The 14,174-nt window shown below is 65.8% G+C and carries 8 protein-coding genes, 1 tRNA gene and 2 pseudogenes; 6 read left to right on the top strand and 5 right to left on the bottom strand.

Features of this window, described 5'->3' with window-relative positions; translation table 11 throughout:
• The 5 genes from AB0B25_RS24555 to AB0B25_RS24535 form a co-directional block, all read right to left on the bottom strand.
• Positions 1-2,480, bottom strand: a 2,480-nt coding sequence (locus tag AB0B25_RS24555) for an NAD-glutamate dehydrogenase domain-containing protein (protein WP_357183709.1), incomplete at its 3' end; no start/stop codon positions are given.
• A 523-nt stretch (positions 2,481-3,003) separates the two neighbouring features.
• Positions 3,004-4,680, bottom strand: coding sequence for an energy-dependent translational throttle protein EttA (gene ettA / locus AB0B25_RS24550; protein WP_357183706.1), 1,677 nt, complete (start codon positions 4,678-4,680; stop codon positions 3,004-3,006).
• A 78-nt stretch (positions 4,681-4,758) separates the two neighbouring features.
• Positions 4,759-5,268, bottom strand: a complete 510-nt coding sequence (locus AB0B25_RS24545) for a single-stranded DNA-binding protein (RefSeq protein WP_357183703.1) — start codon at positions 5,266-5,268, stop codon at positions 4,759-4,761.
• 337 nt (positions 5,269-5,605) lie between these two features.
• Positions 5,606-6,556: a serine/threonine dehydratase gene (locus AB0B25_RS24540; RefSeq protein ID WP_357183722.1), complete on the bottom strand. Its 951-nt coding sequence runs from the start codon at positions 6,554-6,556 to the stop codon at positions 5,606-5,608.
• Between the two features lie 14 nt (positions 6,557-6,570).
• Entirely contained in the window at positions 6,571-8,604 is a 2,034-nt protein-coding gene (locus AB0B25_RS24535; RefSeq protein ID WP_357183701.1) for a cytochrome c oxidase assembly protein, read from the bottom strand.
• Between the two features lie 201 nt (positions 8,605-8,805).
• On the opposite strand from AB0B25_RS24535, the gene AB0B25_RS24530 reads away from it, so the two are divergent.
• The 6 genes and pseudogenes from AB0B25_RS24530 (at position 8,806) to AB0B25_RS24505 (ending at position 14,174) form a co-directional block, all read left to right on the top strand.
• Positions 8,806-8,879, top strand: a tRNA-Arg gene (locus AB0B25_RS24530).
• Between the two features lie 196 nt (positions 8,880-9,075).
• On the top strand, positions 9,076-9,225 hold the full coding sequence (locus AB0B25_RS24525) for a hypothetical protein (protein WP_357183698.1): 150 nt from the start codon (positions 9,076-9,078) through the stop codon (positions 9,223-9,225).
• A 602-nt stretch (positions 9,226-9,827) separates the two neighbouring features.
• Positions 9,828-11,138 (top strand): nucleotide disphospho-sugar-binding domain-containing protein, encoded by a 1,311-nt coding sequence (locus AB0B25_RS24520; protein ID WP_357183695.1) that lies wholly within the window; start codon positions 9,828-9,830, stop codon positions 11,136-11,138.
• 5 nt (positions 11,139-11,143) lie between these two features.
• Positions 11,144-12,280, top strand: a complete 1,137-nt coding sequence (locus AB0B25_RS24515; RefSeq protein WP_357183720.1) for a polyprenyl synthetase family protein — start codon at positions 11,144-11,146, stop codon at positions 12,278-12,280.
• Positions 12,258-13,180, top strand: a pseudogene (locus tag AB0B25_RS24510) (FAD-dependent oxidoreductase). Before AB0B25_RS24515 ends, AB0B25_RS24510 begins: the two are co-directional and overlap by 23 nt.
• A pseudogene (locus tag AB0B25_RS24505) lies at positions 13,177-14,174 on the top strand (phytoene/squalene synthase family protein). Before AB0B25_RS24510 ends, AB0B25_RS24505 begins: the two co-directional pseudogenes overlap by 4 nt.

Genomic DNA, 14,174 nt, shown 5'->3' with positions numbered 1-14,174 from the left:
TGCACACCCTCCACCCGCGGCGAATACACGAAAATCTCGAACTGCGGCCGCGGCTTCGGCAACTCCGCAATCGCATGCGGATCAAGCTTCACCGAGACATAGCCGCGCGGCATGCCCGCAGCGTCGGTCATGTAGTAGTTGGTGCGCAAGGTCGCCTTGATCAGGCCGAGAATCGCGCGCAGGATGCGGTCCGCATCCAGACTGACGACCTCGTCGATCCGGCCGTGCACCTGGGTCTCCAGGTCGGCCGCATGCTCGGCGGAGACGATATCCGGGTCGAAGCGGGCCGCGAACAGGTCGACGAACAGCCGTGCGACATCCGGATAGGTGAGCAGTACGCGGCAGATATTGGCCTGACTGTAGGGAAAATCGGCCTGCTGCAAGTACTTCGCGTACGTGCGCAAAATCGAGACAGCGCGCCACGGCAGCCGGGCGCGTAGCACGAGCTCATTGAGGCCGTCCGCCTCGGCACGTCCGTACCAGACCGCTTCGAAGGCGTCCATGAACCGCTCACGCAGCCCACGCACCTCCGCCTCCAGCACGTCGGCGCGCTTCGAGGACTCCAGCAGTTCCGCGCCCAGGTCCCGGTCGAGCGAGCTGCGCAGCAGCTCGGGGCGAGCCAGCAAACCGAAGTCGTAGATCCATCGTTCAACGCCTGCGCCCGTGGCACTGTTGGACGGCGTTACCAGTTCGATTCGGTACGGCCGCTCGTCCACCACCTCGACACCGAGGCTCTGCAGCACCGGGAGCACCTGGCTGAGCGATATCCCGCTTCCGCCGATATACAGCGTGAAGCGCCACGCACCCGGTTCCGAATCCGGGATGCGATAGAGGTACTGGTCGATGCCGCCTTCGTGCAGTCGCTCCAACCGCACGATGTCCGCGAGGGCGCGGGCCGACTCGAAGTCCTGCTTGTAGCCCTCGGGGAAAGCGTCCGCATAGCGCTGCACCACAGCGGGGTCGAGCACCGCCGACGTGCTCACCTCGTCGTTCAGGTGGTCTTCCCACGTCCGACTCGCCTCGGCAAGCAGGTTCTGGATGCGCAGGCGGTTGGGTTCGGAGGTATCCGCGGCCAGCGGCGAGTGGCGCGGTACGCCGAACTCGTCCTCCGGCATGCGCACCGTGAAATACACTCGCGCCAAGTCGCTCTCGCCCACCCGCGCGGTGTAGTCGATGGAGACACCACCCAGTTCGCGAACCAGGATGTCCTGGATCTCCAGCCGCACCCTGGTGGTGTAGCGATCGCGCGGCAGGTAGACCAAGCAGGCGACGAAACGACCGTAGGTGTCCGCGCGCAGGAACAGTCGCACCTGGCGGCGAAGACTCACGTTGAGCACTGCGGTCGCGGTGCGACGCAGCGTCTCGGCGTCGGAGGAGAACAACTCGGTCCGCGGGAAGGACTGGATGGCCTCGAGCATCGCCTGGCCGGAGAACGATTCCAGGTCGAATCCGCTCTTCTCGATGACGGAACGCACCCTGCGCTCGATCACCGGGATATCCAGCACGTTCTCGTGCACGGCGGTCACGGTGAAAACACCGATGAACAGGTGCTCACCGATGACCGTTCCGGACTCGTCGAAGTCGGCGACGCCGACGAAGTACGGATACACCGAGCGGTGCACGGTCGCGGGGACCAAACCCTGGGTCAGCATGAGCAACGGTCTGTCCCCGCCGTTGACCGGCACCCGAAAATCGGTGCCGACGTCCGGACGGAGTACACCGAGGCAACTGGCCGGTAGCGCGTTGGACGTCACCTTGCCCTCATGGGCGCTCAGACGGTAGCGGGCATAGCCGAGCACGGTGAAATTTCCCTGCGCCAGCCAACGCAGCAGATTCGCGGTGTCGACGAGCTCGGTGGCATCGAACGACGTGGATCCGGATTCCGCGGCCCGCGCCAGGTCGTCGGCGAGCCTGCTCTGTACGTCCTGCATGGCCTCGGTGTCACCGATCACCTGGCGCACGTCCGCCACCACGTCCGGCACAGCGGCCTCGATCTCGGCCAGCTGTGCCGGACTGGTCGCCGGGTGCAACTGCACGTGCATCCATGATTCGCGCAGTCCACCCGAGCCGGTGCTGTCCACTCCATGCGCGGCCGCGTGCGTCAACCGTCCATCGGCGTCCCGCTCGACTTCGAAGATCGGGTGAATCACCTCGCTCACACTGACACCGATCCGGTTCAGCGACGCGCTGATCGATTCGACCAGCAACGGCATGTCGTCGGTGACGACCTGTACCGCGGCACCGACACCGGTGCCGTCGTCCTGGTGGTACACCCGCACCAGCGCGCGCCCGACGGGACGAGCAGCCGCCAACTCCAGATGCCGGCGGAAAGTCTGGGTGATGCCGGTGATCGCGCAGTCCACATCGCCCGCGTCGACGTGGCGGAAATACGCCTCCTCGAGCGCCGCAAGCTCACCGCGCAGCGACTGCGGCAAACCAGCGGCCCACGCCGCACTGGACAATTCGGACGAGACCGTCATGTTTTCGCCAACTCCCTCGGATATCGGTTCCGCAACAAAGTGACGCCGGTCCGAGCGTAACTGTGCGCCGAAGACGGGCGGGTGAATTCCGTTCCGATCCCGGGGTGTTCACCACAGCCGCGCTATTCGCCGCTCGCTGCCGAGATCGATGGGATGAACTCGACTCAGTACAACATCGGACCTGCGAACGTCAGGTGAGCGCGACAGATCGTTTCCCCGGCGCCGCACCGGTACGTCGGGTCAGCTCGGCCCTTGCGTCGGTGTTGGGTGCCACCGGTTGCTCGAACTGCGCCTGCGCATTCACGACTCCCACCCTAGCGAGCTACGCACGGGTAGGTGTCACTCCCTTTCCCAGTCATTCGTGTCACTTCACGGCCGGCGGGCTCCCGGCGCGATCGACCACGGGTTTCGCTGATGGCTTCGATGGCTGCGGGCGCCGCGTGGCGACGGCATACACCCACCCTCGCGTGGGAAACTTTCGGTGGGGCGGTCCCGAACCGACTCCGCCCCACCGAAGCAGAACTCAGTCGCGAGTGAGCTTCCGGTGTGTAACCCGGTGCGGGCGGGCGGCTTCCAAGCCGAGGCGCTCGATCTTGTTGGCCTCGTACGCCTCGAAGTTGCCTTCGAACCAGAACCACTTGGCGTCGTTGTCGGAGTCGCCTTCCCACGCGAGGATGTGGGTGCAGGTGCGGTCGAGGAACCAGCGATCGTGCGAGATGACCACAGCACAGCCGGGGAACTGCTCCAGGGCGTTCTCCAGCGAACCGAGGGTCTCGACGTCGAGGTCGTTGGTCGGCTCGTCCAGCAGAATCAGGTTGCCGCCCTGTTTGAGGGTCAGTGCCAGGTTCAACCGGTTGCGCTCGCCACCGGACAGGACGCCGGCGGGCTTCTGCTGGTCGGGCCCCTTGAAACCGAACGCGCTGACGTAGGCGCGCGACGGCATCTCCTGCTGGCCGACCTCGATGAAGTCCAGTCCGTCGGAGACCACCTGCCAGACCGTCTTCTTCGGATCGATGCCCGCGCGGTTCTGGTCGACATAGCTCAGCTTGACGGTGTCACCGACCTTCACGGTGCCGCTGTCGGGCTGTTCGAGCCCGACAATGGTCTTGAACAGCGTGGTCTTGCCGACGCCGTTCGGGCCGATGACACCGACGATGCCGTTGCGCGGCAGCGTGAACGACAGATCCTTGATCAGTTGCCGGTCGCCGAAACCCTTGTCCAAGTGCTCGACCTCCACGACAACGTTGCCGAGCCGCGGGCCCGCGGGAATCTGGATCTCCTCGAAATCCAACTTCCGCATCTTCTCCGCCTCGGCCGCCATCTCCTCGTACCTACCGAGGCGGGCCTTGTTCTTGGCCTGACGCGCCTTGGCTCCGGAACGTACCCAGGCGAGCTCGTCCTTGAGTCGCTTCTGCAGCTTCTGATCCTTCTTACCCTGCACCGCGAGGCGCTCGGCCTTCTTCTCCAGGTAGGTGGAGTAGTTGCCCTCGTACGGGTAGGCCCGGCCGCGATCCAGCTCGAGAATCCACTGCGCCACATTGTCCAGGAAGTAACGGTCGTGGGTGACCGCGAGCACGGCGCCCTGGTATTGAGCGAGGTGCTGTTCGAGCCAGAGCACGCTCTCGGCGTCGAGGTGGTTGGTCGGCTCGTCGAGCAGCAGCAGGTCGGGCTTGCTCAGCAACAGCTTGCACAGGGCGACCCGGCGACGCTCACCACCGGAAAGTTTGGTGACCGGCTCGTCCGGCGGCGGGCAGCGCAGCGCGTCCATCGCCTGCTCGAGCTGCGAGTCCAGGTCCCAGGCGTCGGCATGGTCCAAGTCCTCCTGCAACTTGCCCATTTCGTCCATGAGCTCGTCGGAGTAGTCGGTTGCCATGAGTTCGGCGATCTCGTTGAATCGATCGAGCTTCACCTTGATCTCGCCGAGGCCCTCCTCGACATTGCCGCGGACCGTCTTCTCCTCGTTCAGCGGGGGCTCCTGCTGCAGGATGCCGACCGTCGCGCCGGTGGCGAGGAACGCGTCACCGTTGTTGGGCTGGTCCAGTCCGGCCATGATCTTCAGCACGCTGGATTTACCCGCGCCGTTCGGGCCGACGACGCCGATCTTGGCGCCGGGAAGGAAGTTCAAGGTGACGTCGTCGAGCACGACTTTGTCGCCGTGTGCCTTGCGAACCTTCTTCATCTGATAAATGAACTCAGCCATAAGAGTGAAGCCTATCGGTGCGGGAGACGAGGGACGAAGCAGAGCTACCATTGCCGCCGGACAAAACCGGTCATACGATCAAGCGTCGACGGGCTCGCCACTTCTGGACGGTACCGACGGTACCGACGGTACCGAAGCGACCCCCGCGACATTCTCCGCCGGGCTGTCGCCGACGGGCACCCGATGGACAGCGCTCTGCCGCTCCGAAGTATTCCGCGCCGGCAGATCCGACCAGCGCATCACCCGCGCCGCGCAGCGGGACAGGTCCGGGCCGACCGCGACAGCGCGCATCTCCAGATCCCGGCGCTCGATGCCGTCCTTTGTCCGGTATTCGTGCGAGCGCAACTGTCCGTGCGCGATGATCGGGTCGCCGCGGTGCAGGGACACGTCGACCCCGGCCACCAGCCTGCGCCAGCAGCTGACGGTGAGATATAAGGTTCCGTTGTCCACCCACTCCCCCGTTGTCTGATCGAGTCTGCGGGAATTGCTCGCCATCCGAAAAGTGACCACTTGATCGCCGTTGGCCAGATCCCGCTTGACCGGATGGGTCACGACGGTTCCGATCACGGTCGCATTCGCCTCGTACATGACTACGCCCCTTCACATTCGGGTCCGGGCCTGCCCGGATATGCCCTCCCCTCGAGGAGGCCCCTCCAGCGTGCGCCGAATCCGGAGAACCCGAACGCCCCGATCCGAGAATGTGCACAACTCTCCGACCTGTGAATACCAGCGATTTCAGCTGGGGCGATCCGCGGTCCCCTCGCCGTGCTGTGCGCTATTGACCCTGCCGCGATTCGGCAAAGCCTGTCGAGTACAGGATCGTCGGCGCCGATCAACACACGAACTCGAGTTCGTCGTTCCGAGGCGAATGCCCCTGCCGGGGTGCCGCGCGCCGCCCAGCCGAACAGCGGCGTATCGCACCTGGTCAGAGGACCGCCACGTCGGTATTGGCGCCACAGAGTACGACGACCGGGCGCTCATCGGGCGCCGGAACGTAGGCGCCGCTGTGGATGGCGGCCAGTGCCGCGGCGCCGGTCAGCTCGACGAGGATACGGAACTCGCGCCACAGGTATTCCCGAGCCGCCGTGATCGCGTCGTCGGTGACCAAGAGCGAGCGCACCCCGTCGCGACGGGCGACGTCGAGGGCGATATCGCCGATCCTGGTGGCGCCCAACGAATCCGCGCTGACACCAGGCCCGCGGACCTCCACCGGACGGTTCGCGTCCAACGCGTCCCGCAACGCGGGGCTGCCTTCCGGCTCCACCCCGATCACCTGTTGACGACGCCCCAGCGCTGCCGCGATCCCGGCGACCAGTCCACCGCCGCCCACGGCAGCGAGCACCGCAGGTCGCCCGCGCACCTGCTCTTCGAGTTCCAGCCCGACCACACCGGCTCCGGCGACCACCGCGGGCAGGTCGTACCCGTGTAGTCGCAGTGCGCCGCGTTCGGCGGCGAGTTCGGTCGCGTGGCGTAGCGCTTCGGCGAAGGTCGCTCCGTGCCAGAGCACGTCGGCGCCGTGCGACCACATCGCGGCGACCTTGGTGTGCGGGGCGGTCTCCGGGACGACCACCGTGCAGGACTTGCCGAGCCGGGCGGCGGCGAGAGCGGCGGCGATGCCGGCGTTGCCGCCCGAGGCGATCACGACCTGATCGATGCCCTGCCCCTGGGCGAGCAATGTGTTGAAGCAGCCACGCACTTCGAACGTTCCACCGTGCTGGAGATGTTCGAGTTTCATCGTCACCGGAACCGGACCGGCCGGGCTCGCGACGGAGGTGTGGAAGACCGGTGTCTTGCGGACCTGACCCGCCATCCGTCGTCGTGCGGATCGCACATCGGATCGGTCCACCAGCCCTGCTGGTCTGTGTTCGGAGACCATAATGGCGTAGTCGTTCACTTACGCACTTCTCCATCCCGCTTGGCCAGTTCGGCGAACATCGCGTTGTGGGCGGCGAGCGCGGCGTCGTGATCGCGCTCCGCGGCCCGGTCGGTTCGCTGCGCGAGCCGCTGATCGCTGCGTGACCATTGGATCAGCAGCGCCAGCATCACCACCACCAGCGGCACCTCGCCACCGGCCCAGGCCAGGCTGCCGCCGCTGCGCTGGTCGCCGAGCAGATCGTCGTTCCAGCCGAGTCCGATACTCCGATAGAACCAGCCGCCGAGCACCGTGGTCATGCTCATCAGCGCGACGCCGAAAAACGCGTGGAACGGTAGCGACCCGAACACCATGCCGAGCTTGGTGAGCGGTTGTACCTGTCGTGGCTTCGGGTCGATGCCGATCACCACCCAGTAGAACAGGTAGCCGCTCAGCAGGAAGTGCACGTTCATCAACAGGTGTGCCGCATGCGAGTCGGCGAAGGAGTCGAAGATACCGCCGAGATACAGCGCATAGAAGCCGCCGACGAAGATCGCCGATGCCACGATCGGGTGGGTCAGCAAGCGCGACACCGGATTGTGCACCGCGGCCAAGATCCATTCCCGCGGACCTGGCGCACCACCGCGGCCAGCGGGCGGCAGCGCCCGCAACGCCAGCGTCACCGCGCCGCCGAGCGCGAAGAGGATCGGCGCCAGCATCGACAGCGCCATGTGCGCCCCCATGTGCACGCTGAACATCGCGGGCGAATAGCGGCCGACCCCGGACGAAGTCGCCACCAGCAAGACCGCACAACCGGACAGCCAGGCCACGGTCCGCCCCACCGGCCAGGCATCGCCCCGCGCGCGCAGCCGTCGCACGCCGAGCAGATACAGCACCGCAAGCACGACCGACAGGGTTCCGAAGATCAGATCGAACCGCCAGTCGAACAGCAATCGCGGGAGTGTCGGCGGCCCGGCCAGGTTGTATCCGAGTTCCACTTCGGCCGGTGTGGGGACCGACTCCGGCGGTGGCGGCGGGGTGCGGCCGAGCCCGACCGCGAGACCCATAGTGGCGGCGAAGATCAGCACCTCGACACCGGCGAAGCGGACCAGCGCCACCCGATCACCTGGTTCCGCCGCGAGCGCGGGGAGCGCGGCGCGGCGCTGCAGGTACCCGACAACGCCGAGAAGCAACAGTGCCGCGGCCTTGGCCAGCACCAGCCTGCCGTAGGTGGTGGTGAACAGCTCGTCCAAGGGCACCCGTACCCAGGAGTTGATCACGCCGCTGACTCCGATGACGACGAACGCGATCGTCGCGGTCAGCGAGAAGCGGCGAGCGGCCAGATCGGTGCGCACACCGCCGCGCAGCGCGTGTGCCAGCACCGCGAACAGCCCGCCGACCCAGATCGCCGCGGAAACCAGATGAAGGATCAGGCTGTTGGTGGCGAGATCGTGCGACCCGCCCGACGACGAATGCCCGGTCAGCGCCAGGGGCATCATCGTCACGATCGAGGCTCCGAACAGTACCGGCGTCCAGCCCCAGCGCAACGCCAGTCTGCACCCGACCGCGACGATCAGCGCGAAGACCACGGTCGTGCGCCAGGCGCCGGCCAGCTCGATGTGATCGATCGCCCGCCACAGCCCGTCCGGCCGTAGGACGTCAGCCACCGGACGCCCTGTGGTATCCGACACAGTCAGCGGCACGAGCAGCGCCGCGCAGCACGCCCACACCACCGCGCAATTCGATGCCCGGCGCACCGCGCGGTAGCCGTCTACATCCAGCAGTCCATTCGACTGTGGCGGGACGAGAAACGTCGCGAGCAGGAGCGAACCGACAGTCAGTGCGGCCGACAGATCAGCGATCGCCCGCACCGCGGGCAGGCCGTAGGTGGTCAGCGAGCCGGGATCGGGGATGCCGAGCAGACTCAGTGCCTGCGCCGCCGAAAGCCCCACCACCAGCGCCGCGACTACGGCGGCGATCGCACCGGCCAGCGCGGTCACCGTCGCGAACACCGCCCCGGACCGAGCTACCTCGGATTCCGCAGCTGCGGACGGAGCCTCGACTGACGACATACGACTGAGCGTAGTTCGGCAATTCATCCGTAGCCCGGTCGGGTTTGGGCCGATATTCTGGGCTGCGGCTCGCTGGGAACGCATGAACTACGTCACGGGATGGCCGGAACCTTGCTGACACCGAGAAACCATAGACCTGGACACTCGCTATAATTTTCGCGCTGGACAGCACGGCCATCGTCGGCCATGGTGGAACCCACTGCCTCCGTAGCTCAGTTGGATAGAGCAAGGGCCTTCTAATCCCTAGGTCGCAGGTTCGATTCCTGCCGGGGGCGCAGCACCCCTGTGACCTGCACAAATGCAGGTCACAGGGGTATTACCCACTCAGCACGATCTCAAACACCACGGAACTCTGCCCGGTAGACTCGACGATCCAGCCGCGGCCGAGAACTTGGCGGACGATTTGCGGCAGCACACCAAGTCGCGGGGGACGATCGACACCTACTACCGTTCAAACCGAGAACACCTGTGTTGGCACTCAGCAAGGGCCGCCGACTACACCCGCTGCCGTTCAGCGACAAATCCCGATCCGCACTGCGGCGGTACCTTCGAGCACGCGCCAGCCACCGCGCGGCTGTTGACGAAGACCCCGCGCTGTGGCTGGCCGGCAAGGCCGCGTGACGGGTTGGCGATCACCTCTAGAACCGCCGCAAACCGGGGTGCCGGCCCGGCCTTTTCGAGGCCGGGCGACGAGGGTGTAGTGCAGGGGTGAGGTAGGTCGGATCCGCACTTGACGGACGCGGTGGCGTTGGCGGGGCATCTGGTTACCGGATCGACGAGTCCATCAGACGCTGGCGGGAGCACGTCGGGCTCATCCACGCCGCCTCCGGTTTCCGTGATCGCGGTTGCACCGCAGTACTGCGGCGCGCCGTCATGGCGAATCCGTGGTTATCGAAGAGATCACCGGTATCCTCGAGTTCACGAGAGAATCCCGAAACTTGTGCCCCGTGAGATGGTGCCGTCGGTCGGCTTTCGGATGACGTCTAGCGCAGAGACGGTGCCGCACATGACGCATCGCTTGAGTAGTAAGACTCATGATCGCCCGGTAAGGGTCCGGAGGCGGGTTCGGATCGTGTCCTGAGTGGGACCGGATGGTCCCCGAGCGTGGTCGAGTACGTGGCGTCGAAGCTGTGCGGGTGACGGTCGCGCATGTAGGTGCGGGCCGATGGCGTGGTTGACCAGCACCAGGCGGTATGGCGAATGAGCAGCGAAGGAATCTCGACATGGCTCGATATCTCTTGGCAGCGAGTCCGATACCCGGACATGTGACGCCCATGCTGGCCATCGCGGGGGATCTGCGGCGCCGCGGCCATCACGTGCGGTTGCTCACCGGCGCGGCTTTCGGAGAAACGGCTGCGGCACAGGGCATTCCCAGTTCGGCACTCGCGATCGGCGCGACGGTGGCCCGGGTGGAGCGGCCGCGTGGCCGGACACCGAGCCTGCTGCGGCGGTGGCGAACCGGGCGTGCGGAGCTGCGCTCGAGCTTCCTCGATCCGATCGTCGCGCAGTTCCGCGCGGTGACCGCCGAGTTGGAGCACACGGATTTCGACGCCCTGTTCGTCGACGTGATGTTCACCGGCGCCATTCCGCTGCTGCTTGCGGGACGGGCGCGTCCTCCGGTGCTGGCGTGTGGTGTAGTTCCCCTGATGTTGACCAGCGTGGATACGCCGCCGTTCGGCATGGGGTGGCAGCCACGAGCGGGCCGCGACTATACAGCGTTGAATCGGTTCGTGCAGCAGGTATTGTTCCGTGGTGATCAGCGAAGGCTCGATTCGATTCTTCGCGATCTCGATCTCGGACCCGCACCGACCTTTCTGCTCAATTGGCCGGTGCTCGCCGATCGGCTACTCCAGTTCACGGTCCCCGGTTTCGAATATCCGCGCAGCGATTTGCCGCCGTCAGTATTGTTCGCGGGACCGATTCCGATCGATTCTCCCGGCGATGCGCAGCCGCCGAGTTGGTGTAGCGAGCTACCCGCCGGGAAGACCGTCATCCACGTAACCCAGGGGACCTGGGACAATAGTGATCTCGACCAGCTGATCCGGCCCACGCTGACGGCGATGAGTCGGCGCCCGGATGTAGCGGTCGTGGCGTGCACGGGTGGTTCACGGGCTCCTTTGGGGCCGATCCCGGCCAATGCCTATGTCACCGATTTCGTCCCCTACGCCCATCTCCTGCCGCATGTCGACGTGATGATCACCAACGGCGGCTATGGCGGTGTGCAACAGGCACTCAGCCGCGGTGTTCCTGTGATCGTCGCGGGTGATACTGCCGACAAGCCGGAGATCGCGTCGCGGGTGACCTATACGGGGGTCGGGATAGATTTGGGCACCAGGCGGGCACATCCGAACGATGTGGCGGCGGCGGTTGATCGAGTCCTGAATACCGGCAAATTTCATACCGCAGCAGCGCAATTGGCACAGGAAATGACTAAGCAGGCGCCGTTCGAGGTGATTGCGGATGTCCTGGTCGAACTGGGCGCGAATGAATCCGTGTCATCTGCCCCGGTCTCGCGAAACGGAGAATCCCGGTGAGCACAATGATTTTCGATCCCTCTCGACTGCCGCCCGACCCGTCGATACCGGATCGAACCGATGGCTTCCAGCGCTGGCGTGCCGAGACCCGTTCTCGGGTGCTCGACGAGCTGACGGCATTTCTAGGGCGCATGCGTCTGGACGAACTACATGCCATCGGTGTGGCGGAGGTACTGGCCCAGTATGCGATCGGTGGAAAATGTCTGCGTTCGACGTTCATGTATCTGGGCTGGCTCTGCGCGCGCGAGCCGGAGCCCGCCGCATTGCGGGCATCGGCCAGTCTCGAGCTGTTGCATGCGTTCGCCTTGCTGCAGGACGACGTGATGGATGCCGCCGTGCTGAGACGGGGAGCGGAGGCGGCTCACCTGCGCCTGTCCGCGCGGAACGGTGGCGGATCGGGGTCATCGTCATCGAGTTTCGCAACCTCGGCCGCCATCCTGCTCGGCGACATGTGCTTGGTGTGGGCGGAACAGATGCTGCGCGAGAGCGGTGTCGGGGTTGATGCCTTGGCGCGATTGTGGCCACGGTACGACGCGATGCGTATCGAGTTGGCGATGGGGCAGTTCGCTGATCTCGCACACGATGCGCGCAAAAGTCCCAGCCTGGACACCGTGCTCGGCATCGCCCGCGCGAAGTCGGGCAACTACACCGTCCGGCGGCCTCTCGAATTGGGCGCGGCGTTGGCGGGCGTTTCCGAGCGGACGATGGAGACCCTTGGCCAGTACGGGACTCGGATCGGTGAGGCATTTCAGCTGCGTGATGATCTGCTCGGGATCTTCGGCTCGACCTCGGAAACCGGCAAGCCCCAAGATAGTGATCTAAGGCAGCGCAAGGCCACCAGCGTGGTGGTCGCCGCGCTGGAGATGGCCGAAGCCGCCGGGCGACGTGAGCTCTCGGAGTTGCTGAACCAGCCCGAACTCGATGCGCAGGCGATCAGTCGAGGACGGTCGTTGATCGCATCATCGGGAGCGCCCGAGCGTATCGAGGCGATGATCTCTGACCGGATCGAGGAAGCCCTGGGCGTGTTGCGGGACGGCACGCTCGGGCGGGATCGGCGTATGGCGCTGGAACAGATGGCGCTGCTCTGCACTGCACGGGCAGCTGCGCTGAGAGGAAACGATGCGCACGGTCAAGGGACGTAGTGACCATATCGTGGTGGTGGGCACCGGGCCGGCGGGCCTGTCCACCGCGATCCACCTGGCCGGGCGTAGCCGGGCCATTACGGTAGCCGAACAAGAATCGGTGCCTGGCGGCCGGATGAGCCGACTCGATCTGGGCGGCTACCGCGTCGATGCCGGTCCGACGGTGTGCACGATGCCTGTTCCGATCGATGACGTCTTCGCCGCGGTCGGGGAGCGGTCCGGCGACCGATGGGATCTGGTCCCGATCGATCCTGCGTACCATGCGACCTTCGCCGACGGGCGAACTCTCGACGTACACAGTGTTGAGAACCGGATGATACGGTCGACCACCGAATTCGCGGACGCCCAGCTGGCAGCGAGCTATCGCAGACTGTGGGAGTGGTTGAGCCGGCTGTACACGGCCGAGTTCGATCGCATCGTCGTGGCGAACTTCGAATCGCCGCTGTCGATGTCGACACCCGCGCTCGGCAGGCTGAGGGCACTGGGCGGGTTCCGCCGCTGGGATCAGAAGGTTCGGCAGTTCATTGCCGCTTCGGAACTTCGGCGCGTGTTCACCTTTCAGTTGTTGCAGGCCGGAGTCGCGCTCGACCGCGCACTGTCCGCCCACGCGGTCATCGCTTACCTGGACACCATGGTGGGCGTGAATTCTCCGCGCGGTGGCATGCGGGCAGTCCGTTCGCGATGGCGCACACCTTCGCCCAGACCCGACCGTTTCGGCCAGCCGACATGATTCGCGGTATAGACAATGTTGTGCTGGCGGGCGGGTCGCTGGCGCCTGGGGTCGGTATCGCGCCCGTGCTGATCTCCGGACGTCTCGCAACCGACCGCTTCACCTGGCATCGGCAGGCGAACGGCACTGTTTCTGGAGCGAATTCGACGGCGGATCGGACCACGGGATGACCCGCGCCGAGCTCGACGCGGCAGGTATCACCGATCCGCGGCTGCGTCAGTCGTACCGGTGTTGCCGCGCACTCAATGCCACCCACGGCAAGACGTTCTTCCTCGCGACTCGGCTGCTCGCGCCCGACCAGCGGCCAGCCGTGCACGCGCTCTATGGCTTTGCCCGGCGCGCCGATGACATTCTGGACGAATTCAACCCGAAGCTCACTCCGGCGGAGCGGGGGGCGCGGTTGCAGATGCTCGCTGACCAATTCAGTTCCGCAGACCCGAAGGCGACTCGGTTTTGGCCGCGGTGTTGCACACCGCACAGACCTATCGGATACCCCGGCACCTGTTCGACGCGTTTCTTACGTCGATGCGAATGGACCTGTCGGTCACCGCGTATCCGGATCGGGCGGCCCTGGACCGCTATGTCTACGGGTCGGCGGAGGTGATCGGGTTGCAACTGCTGCCGGTGCTCGGCGCCACCGAGTCGGTGGCGACGGCCGCACCGTACGCGGCTGCTCTCGGAAAGGCATTCCAGCTCACCAACTTCCTGCGTGATGTCGACGAGGATCTAGCGCGCGACCGCGTCTATCTGCCCGCCGACGAACTCGCCGCGCACGGGGTGGACCGGGAAATACTGCTGTGGTGCCGCCGACAGCGGCGAGTCGACCAGAAGGTTCGGCGCGCACTGGCCGAGCAGCATGAGATCGTCAGGGGACTCTATGCTTACGCGCGCCGCGGGATCGACCAGCTGGCACCGCGTTCGCGTCCCTGTGTGGAGACGGCGGCGGTGTTGTACAGCGAAATCCTCGATCGCATCGAAGCCGACGATTTCGAGGTGTTCGGTCGCCGCGCCACCGTCGGAACCCGTCGCCGGATCCGGGTTGGCGCGGCGGGGTTCACGCGCGCTTGGTGGGCCCGCCGGACGCTCGGTTCCAGCAGGATGCGGGCAGAGACAGATAGGGCACGACTGCCGCTCGATGTGGCCGATCCGCGCGAGCAGGGTTGA

This window comes from Nocardia sp. NPDC049190, from assembly GCF_040648115.1.
In the GTDB taxonomy this organism is placed as follows: domain Bacteria; phylum Actinomycetota; class Actinomycetes; order Mycobacteriales; family Mycobacteriaceae; genus Nocardia.
The sequence above is the reverse complement of the archived record's forward strand: the minus strand, read 5'-3'. Positions and strand labels throughout refer to the sequence as shown.